Origin of the sequence: Bacillus sp. FJAT-27916, assembly GCF_001183965.1 — a bacterium.
Taxonomy (GTDB): domain Bacteria; phylum Bacillota; class Bacilli; order Bacillales; family Pradoshiaceae; genus Pradoshia.
Window position 1 is genome coordinate 293,935 of record NZ_LFZV01000001.1, and the last position, 18,989, is coordinate 312,923.

An 18,989-nucleotide genomic window follows, 5' to 3' on the forward strand; every position below is an offset into this window, starting at 1 on the left:
ATCTGACAAGGATACGAAGGACGGAACAATAGTAATTTTGAGCATTTTAGGAGGTGTGGAAAGTGCGACAATCGCAGAAAACAGGACAATCTGGCTATCGTCAGAGAGATAATGTGGAACATGAAGGGTATGACGAAGTGCGTAGCACTTTTCATGGTGAACAGAACAATCAAAATGGTGTAAATCTGTTTGAGAGAATCCTATCAAGGGATAATCTCAATCTTGCTTACCTTCAAGTTGTCAGAAATAAAGGAGTGGCTGGAGTCGATGGCATGACATGCGAACAGTTACTTCCGTACTTGAAGGAACATCGGGAGGAATTACTAGCGCAACTCCGAGATGGAACATATAAACCTTCTCCCGTCTTACGGGTAGAAATCCCGAAATCTAATGGAGGAAAGCGTAAACTAGGTATTCCAACCGTCATCGACCGAATGCTTCAACAAGCTATCAATCAAGTCTTACAACCATTATTTGAACCGACCTTTTCGGATAATAGCTTTGGGTTTCGTCCAAAACGTAGTGCTCATGATGCCATTAGAAGAGCACAGACGTACTACAAAGAAGGGTATAGATACGTAGTAGACATTGATATGAAAGCTTATTTTGATACGGTGAATCATGACAAACTTATGTACTTTATCGAGAGAAAGGTAACGGATAAGCGTGTCCTACGACTGATTCGTTTATACCTTCAGAGTGGCATCATGACAAATGGGCTGGTTGAGCGATCGGAGAAAGGAACACCGCAAGGTGGAAACCTATCCCCATTACTCAGTAATATCTATCTTAATGAATTTGACCAGCTTTTAGAGAAGCGCGGACACAAGTTTGTGCGTTACGCGGATGACTGTAACATCTACGTGAAGAGCCGACGTGCAGCGCAACGAGTGATGAACAAGGCCATTGACTATCTTGAAGGGACATTAAAGCTCACCGTTAATCGTGAAAAAAGTGCCGTAGGCAGTCCGTTGAAACGAAAGTTTCTGGGATTCTGTCTGCTTACGACAAAAACGGGGGTCAAAATTCGTCCTCATAATAAGGTGAAAGTATCGGTAAAAGCAAAGCTGAAGAAAATCACAAAGCGTAACCGGGGAAGAAGCCTTGAAATCATTCTAAAGGAAATCCGTCAGCTTATGACTGGTTGGCTAAACTACTATGGTATTAGCGAAATGAAAGGGTTTATGAATGAATTGAATGGATGGTTGAAGCGAAGAATCAGACAATATATCTGGAAACAATGGAAATATCCACGAACAAGAAGGAAAAATCTGATTCAATTGGGTATCGAAAAGCAAAAGGCTTATGAATGGTCGAACACTCGGAAGAGTTATTGGTGTATCTCCAAGAGTTACGTCCTTCATCGGTCCTTAACAGATAAAGAGCTGGCACGTCACGGATATGAAGACATATCTGTGAAATACCAGCTCATTCACTCAAGCTATTGAACCGCCGTATACGGGTCCGTACGTACGGTGGTGGGAGAGGGGCGGAAATTCAAGTGAATTTCCCCTCTACTCGATTATGATTGTTTTTTAGGGAAAACCTTTTCCACAACACGATCTGTAGCATGTCCATCCTCTAGATAGCAATAGCGATCATAGAACTGTTGGTATTTTCCTTCATAGTCATGCTGAACTTGATCAATGTCATGCAATGCATTTATCAGCTCATCACTTGTCTGAAGCAATGGCCCTGGAGCTTCTTGTTCGAAGTCCATGTAGAAGCCGCGGGTATTATCACGGTATTCTTCAAAGTCATATACATAGAAAAGAATTGGCCGTTTAAGGTTTGCATAATCAAACATAACAGAGGAATAGTCCGTGACAAGGACATCTGAAATGGTCAATAACTCTTGGATATCAGAGTAGCTGGAAACATTATAAACAAAATCGCTTAACTCTTCAGGTACCTTAAATTTATTGCTGATTACGACATGAAGTCTAAGCAATAAGATGTATTCATCTCCTAGCTTTTCCTTCATCGCTTCCAAATCAAACGGAATCTCAAATGTAAACTTATTGGCGCCGTTTGTTTGGTTGTCCCTGAAGGTAGGAGCATAAAGAATGACCTTTTTGTCTGTCGGTAGTTGCAGTTTTTCTCTCACTCTTCCTGCTATCTCGGTTAACCCATCTTGATAGAATAAGTCGTTGCGCGGGTAGCCTACTTCAAGGACATCCCCCTCGTAATGGAAGGCGCTTCTAAAGGCCTTGGTTGCATAGGCACTTGGGGAGATAAGATAGTCCCAGTTCTTAATTGCGCCGCTGACACGTTCAACATATCCTTCTTGGCGGCCCTGAACCTGCTCAATATCAAAGAGCATTTTCTTGAGCGGTGTTCCATGCCAGGTTTGTAAATACGTTGTTTCTTTTCTCTTATTAATATAGGACGGGAAGTTTTGGTTGTTTACCCAATACCCCGCTTTAGCTAAGTAATAGTAGTAAGAAGGGCTTAAACGTTTCACCTTAAGTGTATCCGGATCTCTAAAATGAACGCCTTTGTTTACGATCCATACTTTCTTGTATGGAAGCTTTTCCTCTAGAATCTTTTCGTATATTTTCCGTGGACTATCCGCATATTGCTTGCCTACACCGCTCTCGAAAACAATTAAATTCTTATCGACAGGCAGGAAGGTTCGCATCAATTTGTAAGCAGCTTTCATAGTCGGGAAATAGTATTTGCTCTTTCTGAATTTCTTCCCAATACCTTTCGCTATCGGCTGTTTCTGTAATCGATACGATAACTTTGGTTTAAGTGATTTGTCACTCGCAAGTTTAAAGATTCTCTCAGAGGATGACCGGTCCGCATACTTTAAGAACTTGCGGGCTCGTTGTTTGTAAGCATCCTTCATTTCGAAGTCATGTGATGCATACTCTTCAATCAATGCCAAAAGTTCATCAAGATCATTGGTAATGTCGCCTGGCAGATCCTCATCTAATTCTAAATGAGATGGACGTTTTCCTATAAAACGACTGCGATCAAATTGATAGTAAACAATCGGTTTTTGCAAGAAGCTGAAGTCGAATCCCACACTAGAGTAATCCGTCAGCATCATGGCACTCTCCTTGATTAATGTCTGAACATCAACCTCTCCCTGTGAAATGACTTGATAAGGAGAATCACGGAAATGGTCTGTATAAAGCTGCATATTAGGGTGCAGACAGAAAATAACCTCAAAATTATAGGTCTCACTAAGCTTACGCAATGTTTCACTTTGGATTAGATCCTTGTATCGGTGATAGTATTCACTTTCAAGGAAATGCTCCTCCGTAAGAATCCAGTCGCGCCATGTTGGAATGATCAGCAATTGGCGTTTCTTCTCGACATTATCAGCTAATAATTCATCGAATCGGGATAAACCAGTGATATAGACTTGGTCAGGATTATAACCGAAGTCATTCACAATCATTGCCTTCTCGAAATCTGAGCTTACAAGAAAAATATCGGTGTAGAAGCCGGGTGCATCCTTCCCATAGTTAGCAATCATATTTTTGGTTCCCATAACACCGTGCTGCAGGAAGATCTTTAGTGCATGTACCTTCCGTTTAAAGCGCTGTGTCCGAATTGGATATAGATAGTCAGCATGATGAGAGGAGATAATCCGTTTAGCAATCAAGCTTAATTTGATATGTTCTTTCGATTTGAAATAGACCACATTCCCGAGTGGCTCTACGTTCTTTAATTCGGGTGATTCCTGTTCAATTACGTAGTAAACAGGAAGTTCAGGGTGTTGTTCACGTACATATTTAAAGAAGTGATATCCAGTATCCTGTGCTTTATATGGCCGCTCTCCGACCAACCATACATTTTTTGAACGGTTTACAAGACGGTGGAGCCATGCCCATTTCATCATACGCTCAAGATATTTCAAGTTTTCCGCAGAGTAGCTGAGAATCTCTAGGGCAAGATTCGATGCTTTAAATGTGTAATACGGATTGACGGATATACCCTTATCCCCAATATATTTGGAAATATCCTGTGCAAAGTAGCGTGCTCGGAAGGTCGGCCGATGCAATTTCACCATGTAGGGCTCTGGTGTATCATTCAGTTGGAGCTTCAAAAAGACATCATAAATGCCTTCCTCTAAGAGATGACCTTCTTTTCCGAGCGGGACAATAGCATGATAGCTATAGCGATTCAATCCGTATTTTTGTCGCGTTTCCTCTTGATTTAATTCGAATGCAGCGGGTGTCTGACATTCCTCATCAGTTGCGCGGTTACTTAATAGCAAATCCCCGTGCTGAATGACTGAATGTCTTGTAAAGATTTTGCCGTACACTTCCAATTCATTGCCGGTACGTCTAATTCCGTCAATCTGTAGGCGAACGGACGGATTCAATTCTTTATCTACACTGAGAGAGAGATTACCTTTCTCTGTTACAAACGGAATGACCTTCCGATCTTGAAAATGGTAAGGCAAGAAGGGGCTTGGGATATCGGTTGTTTCAAAACGGCCAAGCCTAATCTTATATTGAAAGGCTTCTTCTCCATTACATTGAACCATTTCAGTTGATTCTGATTGGCTTAATTTTTCAAATCGTTTCTCACTAATGGATTTGGCCGGTACTAGAATGGTTAAATACCAATCATAAAAAGATTCGACATTAGGAAGTTTAGCAATCAACTCTCCTAGAGAAATCTTAAATTGGAATTTAGCAGAAGGTTTAATCTCCCCCGCGGAAAACCATTCTTCTGTTTCCCGGCATTTCAACCAAAGCTCGGAAACCGTATCCGTTTGGGTATTTAAGTGTCCTGATATGTATAGGGTATCCCCTGATTGTTTAATATTAAGGTATTGGTTTCGACGCTTTTTCTTTCGTTTAAATAATTTCCGAACGTTAATCATGTTCACCCACCTGACTGATATGATGATACGACTAGTATGAATCACGCAGTATAGAATATGCAAGAAAAAAATCTAGCCAATGATTAAATAAACCTTTAGAATAGAGGGTTTCTGGAGATTGTTAACAGTGTCTTATTAAATATTCATAAAAGTTTATGCATGGATTAATGATGGATACAGATAAATGGATTTATATGGTAGCGATCTGTTGGGAGGAGACTAAAAAACCCTAGCTGTTTTGCTAGGGCTTTTAGAATCATGACTCTTTGTAGGCAGGGACATCATATAATAATGTATATTGAGTCAATCGGCTATAGATTTGTGACATTCGAGCCGTCTGCTTTACAGCCCATCCAATATCAGTAGCATATTGATGAGAGGCATATCCGTATAAGGCCATATGATTAGGATTCCAACGCATTTTATACAGAGTATCCTGTCCAGCATTGATATAAGATTTAGCGACAAAAGCGGCTCCCCCAATTATGGCTTTCTCAACTGTTGTCCATCCTTGTTCATAGGCATATTTAGCTCCGCCATTGATTGGATCAGAATCATAGGCCCCTATTCCATACATATTATAGACAGTAGTCCCATTATAGCTGATTCCTTTGGCAAGGGTACTTGTCCCATTTCCAGTTTCCAGGAGAGCGTGGCTGATTAGGTATACTTCATTAATATTGTAGGTAGATGCTGCTTGAATGAAGCTTGAGGCCTTTCCAGTTAGAGCGCCTTTCCCACTAAGAATATTGGCATTTAATTCAGTGGCATTTGTTCCGGCTGGTGCGGATAAGATCAAAAACTGATAGTATTCGGTGCTGCCGGGAGAAAAGCTGGATGGATCTAAATATTTCTTTACCTGTTCAGCAGTGGCGCTTACCCAGGCCTTTGGGTTGCCGCCTTGCAGGAAGGAAGAATACAAGGGTGAATCCGTCATTGGCCGCATCTTCATCTGATAGTTCACCGCTTGGTCTAAGGTCAATCCATAGCCGGTTGTTATCTTCTTGCTTATATCACTTCGTTTAATATAGCCTGTTTGATAACTGCCATCAGCTTTCACTTTGACAATATACCAGTTCTCACTGAATACGCGATATTTAAGGATGGTATTTTTCGCATAGGTTCTCCAAGAGCTGGCTGTTGTTGTCGGTGCTTTATACACTTTAGTAGGACTTGTTTGGGCAAGGCCTGTTTGCTCAGTGTTTTCTTCCGATACTTGTTCAATGTGGCTTTTCAGTATGTAGCCGGTTTGTTTTTCACCGTCAATATATATGGTGACACGGTACCAAGAGTTTGTATAGCTGTATACCTTTAAGATGGAGCCGGCTGAATAAGTCTTCAAGGCTTTAGCGCTAGTACCCGCATAAGCATAGACATTTGTCGGGCTTTTGAGGGCGATGCCTTGCTCAGCTTTGCTTGCTGGGTTTGGCAGCTCAACCGATGTCTTTGGAAGATAGGCTGTTTGATAGTCTCCATCGATCTTTACTGTTGCTTTGTACCAGCTGCTTGTGTACGTATAAAGCTTTAAAATATAGCCTTCCTTGTATGATTTGACTGTCTTTGCAGTAGTTGAAGGCTTTTCATACATAACTGTCGGGTTTAGTTTGGCGACAGCCTCGACCTGTACAGGATTTGTCGTAATGGTTTCGACAGCACTCTTTTGAATATAGACGATTTGCCATATGTCATTGACTTTTACCTTTGCCTCGTACCAGGAGGTAGAATAGTCATAGAATTTCAGCGTGGTGCCAGCAGAGTAGCTTTTAACGACCTGTGAGCTTGTTGAAGGCGAAGCATAGGTTTTGGTCGGGGCTTGAATGGCAATACCGCTTAATGCTTCTCCTGTCAGCTTTGCGGCTGGCTCGCTTATGGGGGCTTTTGGTTCGTCCGTTAGAATAGCTTGCTCCTGTTCAGCTGCCTCCGTTTCATATGGCAGAGTAGCTTGTTCCTGCTCGGCTGCCTCCATTTCATCCACGATTACTTCAGCTTGCTCGTCCTCTACTGGTGTTTCCGTATCACTTGCTGCTTCAGTATTCGCCGTATCCTCCTCGCTTGATAGATCTTCTACTTTCACATAACCTTCCCAGATTTCGCTTCCGTCAGCTGAAATCGTCTGGACATGAAGATACTCATCAAATTTCTCGAGAAGGGTGACATCTGCTCCATTCTCCAGCTGAGTCAACACAGGGCTGTCACTTTCTGTGCTCTCATATAAATTAATGGCTTCCCCGTCTTTGGAAATCAGTACTGCTGTAGTTGCTTCCTCTATAACCTCTGAGTCCGAAGCGAATGAAACTGCCGGTAAGGTTGAAAGGAGGAGCATGGCAATGATCATAAAGGTTGTGAATTTCTTTGCTGTCAACATGATTTCTCCTCTATTAATTTTTTAAAATATCATTTTTTGAAATTATTAAGGCCTCCTTTTCTAAAATTAAACATATGTATTCTAACATTTTTATGCCGGAATTGAAGGATTTGTCTAGATTTGTAACGAATCTTTAAGAATTGATGAATATCCTTCCATATTTATATATCAAAATAATATAAACAAAAATCATACAAATTACCATATTTTTACGCTATAGTAGATATATAGGATTATGAAAAAGGAAGTGAGCAAGTGGCAGAAAACGTATTGGAAGTGAAATCACTAACAAAAAGGATCAGGCAGACGGCGATTGTAGATGATGTGAGCTTTGAAGTGAAACGCGGGGAGATTTTCGGATTATTAGGCCCGAATGGGGCGGGGAAAACAACAATCATCCGAATGATTGCAAGCTTGATCAACCGTACGGATGGCAGGGTTCTCATTAACGGTCATGATCTCGATCAGGACTTTGAGGGAGCCATGAGCAATCTTGGAGCGATTGTGGAGAATCCAGAGTTTTATAAGTACATGAGCGGGCGGAAGAATTTGATTCATTATGCGCGTATGGCGGCAAATCCGATTCCTCCCGAGAGACTGGATGAGGTAGCAGAGCTAGTGAAGCTGGACCATGCGATTGAGAAGAAGGTTAAGACATACTCACTCGGGATGCGCCAGCGTCTTGGGGTGGCACAGGCTATTCTGCATAAGCCGGCGCTCTTGATTCTTGATGAGCCGACCAATGGTCTCGACCCACAAGGGATTAAAGAGTTCCGCATGTATTTGCGCGAGCTGGCTGATGAAGGGATTGGGGTTCTTGTTTCCTCCCATTTACTTGCTGAAATGCAGCTTATGTGTGACCGGTTCGCTGTCATTGAGAAGGGTAAGCTTATACATATCGAGAATAATCAGATGCAGGGTGAGGAAGAGGAGTTCAGGGAGATTGTCTTTGCCGTGAAGGATGTTCTTGCTGCAGCCAAGGTTGTTCGTGAGGCATATCCAGACGCGGCCATCCTAAAGCAGGACGTACAAATGATCACGATTAGGACAACGAAGGAACAGTCAGCTGAAATTGTCCGTGCCTTCGTACAGGCGAATGTCGATGTTTATGAGATGAGTGTCGTCAAAAAATCCTTGGAGGACCGCTTCTTTGAGATTACGAAGCAGGAGGTGGGCGTATGATCAAGCTTATACGCAATGAATGGATGAAACTATTCTCTAAAGTATCGACTTATATTTTCATCGGAATTATGGTTGTAGGGATTATCGGTGCTGGCTTTGCCGCGAATTTCTTTAATTCAATGATTGAAGCGGATGTGAAGGAAGCGAAACAAACGCTCGCCGATCCAAATGCATCTGAGGATGATAGGGCCTACGCGGCAACTGTACTTGCTGACAGTGATTCGAATATGACGAATGCCGTCTGGGATTTCATGGCTGATTGGGCATTGGGGCTTGTCTCCTTCATCACGCTGTGTTCGGTCATTGTCTGCAGCGGGATGGTAGCATCGGAATTCTCGGATGGAACCATCAAGCAGCTGCTGATACGGCCGTATAAGCGCTGGAAGATTCTTCTGTCAAAATATATCACTTCACTTATCTTTGCAGGTGTATTATTGGTTACCTTGCTTATATCAGGATATTTGGTCGGTCTGTTATTCTTTGGGAATGGGTCCTTCACGGCGAAGATTCCAGACCCATCCTTTTCTGGAGATATGATTGAGGTAGGCAGCTATTTAGTGGATATGCTCCTTTACTGGCTGCCAGGTTTCTTGATGATCACCACTATTGCGTTTATGCTGAGCACGCTTTTCAAGACGACATCCATCGCAGTAGGTGTATCCGTATTTATCCTGTTTGCTTCATCTACATTAAACTTCCTTATCTTGAATCTAGTTGACCGTTATAGCTGGATGAAGTTTATTCTGTTCCCGCATATAGACCTGCGCAATCTCTTCTTGCTTGGTTACGGCTATGAAGGAGCAGCGCTTGGCTTTTCGCTCGGCTTGCTTGCCGTCTATTATGTCATTTTTATTGCAATCACGTTTTTTGTCTTCCGGAAGAGGGATGTCGCTATTTGATGTTTAAGAGGTCCAGGGTAACTCCCTGGGCTTTTTTTATTGTCTGACTTTTGTATCTTTCTAGGCTTTCATTGTTTCCATTCCTGTTTTCATATAAAATGGATATGCTTTGAAGAATTGGACGTATGGAGGGCAAGAAGAATTGTGAAAAAGAAAAGAAACAGCAGGATCAAGCATCCTCTTTTAAATGCCATAATGGATTATGTATATGTACTTATCGGGTCTGCGATTGTCGCTATTTCCTTTAATATCTTCCTCTTGCCGACGAAAGTGGCATCCGGCGGCGTGAGCGGGATTAGTACGATTACGTATAATTTGTTCGGATGGGAACCAGCCTTTGTGCAATGGTCATTCAATATTCCGCTCTTTATCGCTGGTGTGCTGCTTCTTGGAACGCACTTCGGCATTAAAACGGCTGTTGGAACCATCTTCTTCCCGTTTGTCGTTTTCTTAACAAACGGGTGGTCGCCGGCAACAACAGATCCGCTGCTTGGCGCTCTTTTCGGAGGGATTGGCGTCGGGCTTGGTCTTGGAATTGTCTTCCTAGGAAAGGCTTCAACTGGCGGTACGGATTTGGCGGCGCAAATTATTCATAAATACACGGGGATCTCACTTGGGATGTGTGTCGCCATGATTGACGGCTTAATTGTACTTGCGGCTGCGCTTGTATTTGATATCGAGCAGGGCTTATATGCCTTGATTGGCTTGTTCGTCACAAGCAAAACAATCGATCTTGTTCAAGTCGGCATACAGCGATCAAAAACTGTTATGATCATTACGAGCTGTGAGGCAGAGGTCAGAAAGGCCATCTTGGAGGAAGTGGATCGTGGTGTTACAAGGCTGACAGCTCAAGGCGGCTATACAGAAAGTGATCGTCCTGTCCTCATGTGCGTGATTGATCAATCAGAATTCACGAAGCTGCGTCAGGTGGTGCAGTCGATTGACAGGCATGCGTTTGTCGTCGTTATGGAAGCGGCTGAGGTGCTTGGTGAAGGCTTCAAGAAAGACTGAGTGAATCTTTTCTTTGCTATTTGAGAGAATAGTTGTTAAGATAGGGTCTGGTCAAAGGATTCAAGTAGAATGACAGGCAATATGCTTGTATAGATAGAGAGTGACAAGAAGAAACCGGGGAGATGATATTAGTCTAACCGGTTTTTTGTTACTGTTTTAACCGGAATAAAAGGAGCTTATGGACTATTATCGGAGCGGTCAAAAAGGCATAGGAGATGTAGAAGTGGAATTAACCTTCTTTTGACAAAAAAGGTTAATGTAGATGAAATATAAATGTAATATAACAGTGGTATTTCTGACATTTTGTGATGTTATAATATAACATGACAAAAGACGGATAAATTTATCAAAAAACGACAAACGTCGATAAACACATATAGATTTAAGTACAACATGAAGGTGGAAAAAAGGTGAAAACGACATGATAGAAATGATTAATGTTCAAAAGACATACCCGAATGGCGTTTCAGCAGTAAAAGGCCTGAATGTAAAGATACAATCGGGAGAGTTTGTCTATGTAGTAGGACCAAGCGGCGCAGGTAAATCGACATTTATTAAGATGATGTATAGAGAAGAAAAGCCGACAAGCGGGACCATCACGATTAACGGACGGAATATTGCCAATATCAAGGATCGAAAAGTACCGCTTTTGCGCAGGGATATCGGCGTAATCTTCCAAGACTTCAAGCTCTTGAATAATTTGACCGTTTTTGAGAATATTGCCTTTGCGCTTGAAGTAACAGAGGAAAGACCACAAGTCATCAAGACGAAGGTCATGGACGTGCTTGAGCTCGTCGGCCTTAAACATAAAGTAAGAATGCTACCGACCGAGCTATCCGGCGGAGAGCAGCAAAGGGTTGCCATTGCCCGTTCCATCGTGCGTTCACCGAAGCTTGTGATCGCAGATGAACCGACAGGGAACCTGGACCCGGAAACTTCTTGGGAAATCATGAAGATATTCGAAGAAATCAACAGCCTCGGTACAACTGTTATCATGGCGACTCACAACAAAGAGATTGTTAATACGCTTCAGCATCGAGTCATTGCCATTGAAGGCGGCTTGATCGTGCGGGATGAACAGAAGGGAGAATACGGTTATGAATTATAGAACCTTCTTCCGCCATGTGAAGGAAAGCTTTAAAAGTCTAGGCCGTAACGGCTGGATGACATTCGCATCCGTCAGTGCCGTTACTGTAACCCTATCATTGGTCGGAGTGTTTGTCGTTCTGATGATGAACTTGAATAACTTTGCTACCAATGTAGAGAGTGATGTAGAAGTTCGCGTGCATATTGACCGTACAGCAACAGAAGAACAGTCAACTGCACTGAAATCCAGCTTAGAAAGCCTGAACCAGGTTGATAGTGTCACTTTATCTCCTAAAGAAGAAGAATTGACAAGTATCATTAACAGCATGGGTGATGATGGGAAAGCCTTCGAGCTGTTTGAACAAGATAATCCATTAAATGATGTTTATGTCGTTAAGACAAAAACACCTCAGGATGTCGTGGTCGTTGCGCAAGAGGCTGAAAAAATGAATGCCGTCGAAACAGTAGAATATGGACAGAATTATGTAGAGAAGCTGTTTAATATCGTCAGCGTTTCAAGAAACGTAGGAATTGTCCTGATTGTTGCTTTGTTATTCACAGCGATGTTCCTTATCTCGAATACGATTAAAGTAACTATTTTCGCTAGACGCCGCGAAATTGAGATTATGCGTCTCGTCGGTGCGACTAACGGATTTATCCGCTGGCCGTTCTTCCTTGAAGGGTTATGGCTGGGCGTACTCGGATCGATTATCCCGATTGCCCTCATCGCATTTGGATACAAGTATTTGTATGATCACCTCAGTCCGTCCATGACGATTGATTACATGCAGATGCTGTCCTATAACCCATTCATTCTTCAAGTATCAGGTCTGCTCGTCCTGTTTGGAGCCTTGATCGGTATATGGGGAAGCTTAATGTCCATCCGTAAATTCTTGAAAGCTTAACAAACAAGGGGCCCCTTTTCTAAAAAGGGGCCATACATACATAAAAAAGAAATCGCTATTGTTGGAAGGGAAAGGGGAAAGTCACGTGAAGAAAACCATAGTCGCAATCACCGCGTTTGCGCTGTGTATGGCAGGAACGACTGCCGGGGGTAGTGTACAAGCTGAATCCATTGGTTCACTGCAGGAGAAAAAGAATACAATTGAGAAGAAGAAGTCCTCGGTTGAATCGAATATTTCCGAAACGGATAAGCAAATCTCTGATATCGAAGGTCAACGTGCCTCATTAGAAGCAGAGTTGAAAAAGGTAGAAAAATCAATCGCTGAGACAGAAGAAAAGATTGCTCAAAAGGATCAAGAAATCAAATCCACTGAAAATAAGATTGATAGTCTGAAAGAAGACATTAAAGAAACAGAGGAAAGAATCGCAAATCGGAATGAGATTTTGAAGGAGCGTGCGCGTTCTTATCAGCAAAATGGTCTGAGCTCAAGCTATCTAGAGGTTCTCCTAGGTGCAAACAGTTTTGGGGAGTTTGTAGAGAGAATTGGTGCAGTAACGACAATCATGAATGCAGATAAAGAAATCATTGCTGAGCAGGAAGCTGATAAAGCTCGTCTAGAGGAGCAGAAGGCAGAGGTAGAAAAGAAGCTTGCCAGCTTAAATGACATGAAGAAAGAGCTCGTTAAGATGAAGGAAAAGCTTGACGGGAAGAAGGTTGAAAAGAATCAGCTGATGGCTGCGCTGAAATCAGAGCAGGCTCAGCTTGAAGAAGAGAAGCTTTCTCTTGAGGAAGAGAAGGAGCTCTTGGCTAATCAAGAGTCAGCTGTGAAGAAAGCCATCGCAGCTGAGGAAAAACGCCAGGCAGCGGCTGCTGCAGCCTCTAAAGCAAGCAGCAGTTCATCAAGTTCTTCTGGCGGTGCGGTATCTGCTGCACCTGCTGTGACATCAGGCAAGTTCATGCGTCCAGCAGCCGGGTATGTATCTTCCCATTATGGCGCTCGGTGGGGACGAAACCACAATGGGATTGATATTGCGAAGTCGGGTACAGTACCGGTTGTCGCATCAGCAGCTGGAGTTGTCTCTCGTGCAAACTTCTCAAGCTCTTACGGTAATGTCATCTATATCTCCCACTATATAGATGGACAAGTCTATACCACTGTATACGCTCACTTGCGTTCGATGAATGTTTCCGCCGGACAATCTGTCCAAAAGGGACAGCAGATTGGATTAATGGGGAATACAGGTAATTCCTTTGGCCAGCATTTACACTTTGAATTGTATGTAGGCGGCTGGACCGCATCCCATTCGAACGCCGTGAACCCACTAAGTTATTTAAGCGGAATGTAATACACACAAGGCGCAGTTCGACAGAGGACTGTGCCTTTTCTTTTATGAGTTATGGTATAAATTTTCAGATAAACTACGAATGTTGTCGAACGATGGGTAAATTTGATGGTCGAATTGTGTACACAAGCGTTCAATAAACTGTTAAAATTTGTATCAAATAGTCTATTATTACTGGGTGGGATGTCGTTTGGAGAGTGTGGTTTTTAAAGATTATATGATCAAGGACGATCGTCAATTCAACCAATTTCTTTTAGGAAAAATGAACCTCTTTGATGCGTCCCGAATCAATTCTAACTCAATTTTATCCTCATTGAATGAGCTCTACCGCAATGATTACGAGAAACAAAAATATTTCCTGCAGGATTACTACTTCAATTACTTAGACTCCATAAAATCAAACATTCTCATGGAATATTATTTAATGCAAGGTGATATAGAAGAGCTCGAGACTCTCATGGAAATTGAGAGGGAACGGGGAAGCAAGGACATGCAGACATGGATTACCATTTATCAAATCCTCCTCAAGAACCAAAAGGGAGAATTGTCTGGCACGGACTTGATTGATGAAATCTTCAAGGTCAAGAATACAAATAGCGAGTCGCTCATATTCTCGCTTATTGTCCATTTATACGGAATCCAGGAAACAGGTTTATTCGAGCCGTTTCACAAGGTTCTTACAGTCGTAGCCCCGATGGTGGAGCTGATGGATAATGAATATTTGCGGGAAGCTTACAAAATTCGACTCATGGAAATGGAAGCAACCACCTACTTATACATGAATGAAATTGAGCAATGCCGCTCAAAATGCTTAGAGGTCATTAAGCGCAGCGAGCTGCAGTTCTATTTCCCGATTGTGTATGCTAATTTCTTTCATATACTCGGTCAAACCTATATGTTTGAGAATTTCGAGGTAGCGAAATATTGGGTCGAGCAATCCCGTAACGCCTTATTGCAGCTATCTGGCAATCGGGCTATGGATAGAACCCAGTATACGGTTAACACACTTGATTTTCTGCATTCCTTTTGGGGTATTGATATACATACGGAACCAACAGATGAGGCAGAAAGGGCCCACCGGCTGATTGTCCAAGGCCGAGTCGATGAAGCCGTTGACATTCTTGAAGGCTTAAAGAAAAAGAGGGGATACTTAACATCCTATCAATTATTCTATTACGGACTGGCAATGAATGATGACAGCATGCTGAATGTAGCCCGGGATGTATTCACCTCTAATTCCAATTACTTTTATCTTCAATTATTGAGCACAGAGAATTTACACAAATATAAAAAAAAAAACAAATTAGGAGGATGAAGCATTGAAAAAATTAGCAGGCATTTTTATTGTTGTTCTAACATTGGTGACAGCAACGGCAGGCGGAACCCTATTAGCCTTTGACCCAGGTCCAATCGCCCCAGGCGGCAGCTCAGCTATTGACCGCTGATTTATTCAGCATAAGCAGGACAGGCACCGCATAGGAATAAGCATGGCACATTTACATGTGTCATGCTTATTTTGTTTTTGGCTGAAAGGCAGGCGGCAGCGATTGGAGAATAAATGGTTCTGGCCCTTTGTGACTGCAGTGGTTCTGTTGATTTGCACCACTGCCGGCTCCTGGTGGAGATATGAATATAGGCAGGAGAGCGAAGGAAGCCGTGCTAAGGAACAAGAAATGAAGGATTGGAGTCAATTTGAAAAGGTTCACCAAGCATTTGATATTATTGCCGAGAATTATGTGGAGCAGGTGGACGAGAAGGAGCTGACGGAAGGGGCAATCAAAGGCATGCTGGGTGAGTTGAAGGACCCGTATTCTGTCTATATGGATGCAGAAACAACCTCTCAGTTCCAGCAAACATTGGATTCCAGTTTTCAAGGAATCGGGGCTGAGATTCATTTTCTGGATGGCAAATTCGTGATTGTCTCGCCATTTAAGCACTCTCCAGCAGAAAAGGCCGGTATTAAGCCGGGAGATGTGATCATTCGTGTGGACGAGCAGAAAACAGAAGGGCTTGAGCTTTATGATGTTGTTTCCTTAATCAGGGGCAAGGTCGGGACAGAAGTAGAGGTAGAAATCATGCGTGAGGGCAATAGTCATCCCATCCGCTTCTCGGTCAAGCGTGCGGAAATTCCGCTCGAGACCGTTCATCGCTCCATGAAGAAGCTGAATGGTAAATCGATAGGCTATCTTCAGATTACCTCCTTCAGTGAGCATACAGCTGCAGACTTCGTTAAAGAGCTCTCTTCACTTGAAGACAGTCAAATGGATGGATTGCTCATTGATGTACGGGGAAATCCGGGAGGTCTACTGACAAGTGTCGAGGAAATCCTGAAGCCGTTCATTACCGAAAAGAAGCCATATATCCAGATTGAAGAACGAAATGGCAAGAAAAATCAATATTTCTCCTATACAGACAAGCGAAAGTCTTACCCGATTGCTGTATTGATCGATGAGGGCAGCGCCTCTGCTGCAGAAATTTTTGCGGCAGCGATGAATGAATCAGAGGGATACCCGCTGATTGGCGAGAAAACCTTTGGAAAGGGCACGGTGCAAAAGCCTGTTGACTTAGGGGATGGAAGTACAATCAAGCTCACCTTCTATAAATGGCTTACGCCAAGCGGAACATGGATTCACAAAAAAGGCATCCAGCCTACAATCGAGGTCAGTCAGAAGGATTACTTCAGCTTAGAGCCATTGGCCATTGAAAAGCCTCTTGAGAAGGACATGAACAATAAACAAGTTACAATCCTGCAAAAAATGCTTGAAGGCGCCGGATATGAACCGGGGCGGACGGACGGCTATTACAGTGCGAAAACCGTGAAGGCAGTTGAAGCCTTCCAGCGAATGCATCAAATGCGTGCAACCGGGATAGCCGATAAGGGAACCGTCAGCAGCCTGCAAGAGGAAATCATCCAGCTGATGAATGAAGACAAAAATGATTTACAGCTGCAGGCTGGGTTGAGATGGCTTGAACAGCAATAGGAGGAGGACAGCGCATAGGGGGCGCTGTCTTTTCGTGTGGGCTGGGAAGGAGGTAGGGAGGAGGAGCTCAACTCAGGGATTAGCGCCCATACGCTCATATTATTGCCCTAACGCAGGGGGGCGCCCATACCCACGAGGTTTCGCCCATACCCACGAGATTTCGCCCTTAACTATCTGCGTTCGCCCATAAACGATGGGATATCGCCCTTAAACGGTTTAGTTTCGCCCATAAAGCTTAAGAAATCGCCCATAAACGGCAAAAATATGAAAAACCTCAGGAAAACAGAAGGCCAATCTATCCTAGAAAGCTGAAAATAGACAAGCTGACGGTCTTTTTGGAATGAAATCTTTCGTTTTTAGATAGATTCTCTTCGAAAACAAGCTCTAATTACGCTGTTTTGATTTTGCGAGCTTGCTCACGGCTGTCTTTCTGTCGAAGCAAAAGGAGAGCCTGTTCTAAAAGAAAGAATAGGAAAGGAGGGGGTGATTTGATAGAATAGAAGATAAGGTATGTAAGGGTTGGTGATACAAATTGTGGGAAACTTGGGTGATTGAATTACTTAAGGGAATTGGGTTGTTGTTTCTGAATCCGGTTCTGTATATTGGGTTGATAGTTACATATATGCTTGGCTCCAAGCGAGTTAAGCAGGAGCGCAAGCTGTTTCATATCCGGGTAGAGGATCCCATGATTGAGATGAAGGAGTACATCGTCCCAAGCCTGTTAACGGGATTTGTGTTGTCTGTCATGACGGGATTGCTTGGATTGAATGTACCATTTGAGTTTGTGCTGCTGGCAGGTTCTTTGAGTGTAATATTTAGTATATTCTTATTTGTCCGTCTGTTATCGCCGGTTTATACGGTTGGTTTGTCCTTTTTGATTATTTTCGGGCTTGGCATATATGGGTTTAATGGAATTTGGGATGAGGGCTATTTTGCCTTTGATCAAGCCATTTACCCATCCATTGCTGTTCTGGTCGGCCTATTGCTGCTGGCAGAAGGCTGGCTGATTCGCAAGAGAGGGGCTCTGCATGCGTCGCCTCTGTATGAGAAGGGAAAAAGGGGGATGCTTGTTGGGGCACAGAAGTCCAAACGGATTTGGCTTGTGCCAGTGCTTCTTTTTATCCCGAACGGTTTACTTGATGTACCAGGTGATTTCTGGCCTGTATTCTCCTTTGGTGAGACTGAGTGGGCGCCGCTTGTTGTTCCGTTCTTTATCGGTTTTTCCTTTAAAGCAAAGAGTACGCTGCTCGCCAATATTGTGCAGCCATTAGGAAGAAGCATGACAGTTCTTGGGCTGATTGTTCTGGCCATAAGTGCGGCTGGCTATTGGATTCCTTATGTAAGTCTCGCTGCGGTGGCGGCTGCAATCATTGGACATACGATTATCTTCTCTGTTTATAAGAGCAGGGAGGAGAATCGTTCCTCCTTCTTTACCTCTTCCAAAAATGGGCTGATGATTCTTGGAATATTGCCTGAATCACCGGCTGAGCGGATGGGGCTTCGTCCGGGGGAGCTTCTGACGAAGGTGAATGGACGGATGGTTTATTCGAGGACAGAGCTTTATGAAGCCCTGCAATCGAATCGTGCACATTGCAAGCTTGAGATTTATGATATTAATGACCAAATACGACTTGTACAAAATGCTCTGTATGAGGGTGATCACCATGAGCTGGGAATTCTGGCCGTGGAGAGTCGAAAGCTCCTTCCAATGGAAGGTGTACAATAATGATAAAAAGGATGCAGCCAAGATGATGGCTGCATCCTTTTTTAAAATAATCTTTGTAGAAATTGTATAATAGCAGCAATTCCCATGCTATAGACCGCAATGGAAAGAGGTTTCCCGAGAAGGATGATTGCGATGAACCTCCCTAGCCTCATCTTCGTCAAACCAGCCATATAACAGAGCACATCATCCGGGAAGCCGGGAAAGAAGATGGCGCTTGCGAAGAAACGCTCGAAACGCCTGCCTTTATTGATCCATTGGCTGTACTTATTATAGTTCTTCTCTTTAATGATATTTTTCACAAAATCACTGCCGTACTTCCTTGAAAGGATGAAGACGAGAATGGAGCCAAGGCAGATACTGAAATAATTGTACAGAAATCCCCTCCAAGCTCCGAAGATAACGACTCCGGCAACCGTGCTGATTCCGCCTGGCAAAAATGGAAAGACAACTTGAACAATTTGAATGAGCATGAAAACTAGCGGAGCAAACGGACCATAGCCATCAATGTAGTGCTGAAAGCTCACTGTAGAAGAAAAAATTCCCCGATGATATAAAACAGCGATAAAGATGCCAATAGCCAGGAAGCCTATGAAAGTGACGGAATTAACAAGGTACATAACCCATTTATTCTTATCCATTGTTCTGC

Annotated in this window: 14 protein-coding genes; 11 read left to right on the forward strand and 3 right to left on the reverse strand. The window is 43.1% G+C overall.

The genetic code is table 11. From position 1 onward, the window contains the following. The first annotated feature begins 62 nt into the window (after positions 1-62). Complete coding sequence (gene ltrA, locus AC622_RS01360) at positions 63-1,448, forward strand: group II intron reverse transcriptase/maturase (RefSeq protein ID WP_049669436.1); 1,386 nt, start codon at positions 63-65, stop codon at positions 1,446-1,448. Between the two features lie 74 nt (positions 1,449-1,522). Here the strand turns inward: ltrA and AC622_RS01365 are convergent, their stop codons facing one another. Both AC622_RS01365 and AC622_RS21465 read right to left on the reverse strand, forming a co-directional pair. Beyond that, on the reverse strand, positions 1,523-4,846 hold the full coding sequence (locus AC622_RS01365; protein WP_049669437.1) for a CDP-glycerol glycerophosphotransferase family protein: 3,324 nt from the start codon (positions 4,844-4,846) through the stop codon (positions 1,523-1,525). A 256-nt stretch (positions 4,847-5,102) separates the two neighbouring features. Beyond that, a complete protein-coding gene (locus tag AC622_RS21465) occupies positions 5,103-7,211 on the reverse strand; it encodes a glucosaminidase domain-containing protein (RefSeq protein WP_049669438.1) in 2,109 nt (702 codons plus the stop codon). Positions 7,212-7,466: 255 nt separating this feature from the next. Between AC622_RS21465 and AC622_RS01375 the strand changes: the two genes are divergently transcribed. From AC622_RS01375 to AC622_RS01415, 10 genes are all read left to right on the forward strand, one after another. Beyond that, on the forward strand, positions 7,467-8,393 hold the full coding sequence (locus AC622_RS01375) for an ABC transporter ATP-binding protein (RefSeq protein WP_049669439.1): 927 nt from the start codon (positions 7,467-7,469) through the stop codon (positions 8,391-8,393). Then, positions 8,390-9,292 carry an ABC transporter permease gene (locus AC622_RS01380; protein ID WP_049669440.1) on the forward strand — a complete coding sequence of 301 codons (903 nt, stop codon included), beginning with the start codon at positions 8,390-8,392 and terminating at the stop codon, positions 9,290-9,292. The genes AC622_RS01375 and AC622_RS01380 overlap by 4 nt, the downstream gene beginning before the upstream one ends. A gap of 195 nt (positions 9,293-9,487) precedes the next feature. Next, on the forward strand, positions 9,488-10,303 hold the full coding sequence (locus tag AC622_RS01385; RefSeq protein WP_049672723.1) for a YitT family protein: 816 nt from the start codon (positions 9,488-9,490) through the stop codon (positions 10,301-10,303). A 421-nt stretch (positions 10,304-10,724) separates the two neighbouring features. Then, on the forward strand, positions 10,725-11,411 hold the full coding sequence (gene ftsE / locus AC622_RS01390) for a cell division ATP-binding protein FtsE (RefSeq protein ID WP_049669441.1): 687 nt from the start codon (positions 10,725-10,727) through the stop codon (positions 11,409-11,411). Further along, entirely contained in the window at positions 11,401-12,294 is an 894-nt protein-coding gene (gene ftsX / locus AC622_RS01395; RefSeq protein ID WP_049669442.1) for a permease-like cell division protein FtsX, read from the forward strand. The genes ftsE and ftsX overlap by 11 nt, the downstream gene beginning before the upstream one ends. 85 nt (positions 12,295-12,379) lie before the next feature. Beyond that, positions 12,380-13,639, forward strand: a complete 1,260-nt coding sequence (locus tag AC622_RS21470) for a murein hydrolase activator EnvC family protein (RefSeq protein WP_053103699.1) — start codon at positions 12,380-12,382, stop codon at positions 13,637-13,639. Positions 13,640-13,835: 196 nt separating this feature from the next. Beyond that, positions 13,836-14,951: an AimR family lysis-lysogeny pheromone receptor gene (locus AC622_RS01405; RefSeq protein ID WP_231589571.1), complete on the forward strand. Its 1,116-nt coding sequence runs from the start codon at positions 13,836-13,838 to the stop codon at positions 14,949-14,951. Positions 14,952-14,955: 4 nt separating this feature from the next. Further along, positions 14,956-15,081 (forward strand): hypothetical protein, encoded by a 126-nt coding sequence (locus AC622_RS21475; RefSeq protein WP_269431768.1) that lies wholly within the window; start codon positions 14,956-14,958, stop codon positions 15,079-15,081. A gap of 102 nt (positions 15,082-15,183) precedes the next feature. After that, the gene (locus tag AC622_RS01410; RefSeq protein WP_053103700.1) at positions 15,184-16,617 is read left to right on the forward strand and encodes a S41 family peptidase; all 1,434 of its coding nucleotides are present in this window, start codon (positions 15,184-15,186) and stop codon (positions 16,615-16,617) included. Between the two features lie 547 nt (positions 16,618-17,164). Then, entirely contained in the window at positions 17,165-18,343 is a 1,179-nt protein-coding gene (locus AC622_RS01415; protein WP_156185531.1) for a PDZ domain-containing protein, read from the forward strand. A 41-nt stretch (positions 18,344-18,384) separates the two neighbouring features. Here AC622_RS01415 and AC622_RS01420 read toward each other — a convergent pair whose 3' ends face one another. Further along, positions 18,385-18,981, reverse strand: coding sequence for a TVP38/TMEM64 family protein (locus AC622_RS01420; RefSeq protein WP_049669445.1), 597 nt, complete (start codon positions 18,979-18,981; stop codon positions 18,385-18,387). Between the last annotated feature and the right edge of the window lie 8 nt (positions 18,982-18,989).

Excerpts from the sequence above, each read along its gene's own strand:
- ftsX (WP_049669442.1), top strand. The coding sequence starts at position 11,401 with ATGAATTATAGAACCTTCTTCCGCCATGTGAAGGAAAGCTTTAAAAGT.
- AC622_RS01385 (WP_049672723.1), top strand. The coding sequence starts at position 9,488 with ATGGATTATGTATATGTACTTATCGGGTCTGCGATTGTCGCTATTTCC.
- AC622_RS01365 (WP_049669437.1), bottom strand. The coding sequence starts at position 4,846 with ATGATTAACGTTCGGAAATTATTTAAACGAAAGAAAAAGCGTCGAAAC.
- AC622_RS01420 (WP_049669445.1), bottom strand. The coding sequence starts at position 18,981 with ATGGATAAGAATAAATGGGTTATGTACCTTGTTAATTCCGTCACTTTC.
- ftsE (WP_049669441.1), top strand. The coding sequence starts at position 10,725 with ATGATAGAAATGATTAATGTTCAAAAGACATACCCGAATGGCGTTTCA.
- AC622_RS21465 (WP_049669438.1), bottom strand. The coding sequence starts at position 7,211 with ATGTTGACAGCAAAGAAATTCACAACCTTTATGATCATTGCCATGCTC.
- AC622_RS01380 (WP_049669440.1), top strand. The coding sequence starts at position 8,390 with ATGATCAAGCTTATACGCAATGAATGGATGAAACTATTCTCTAAAGTA.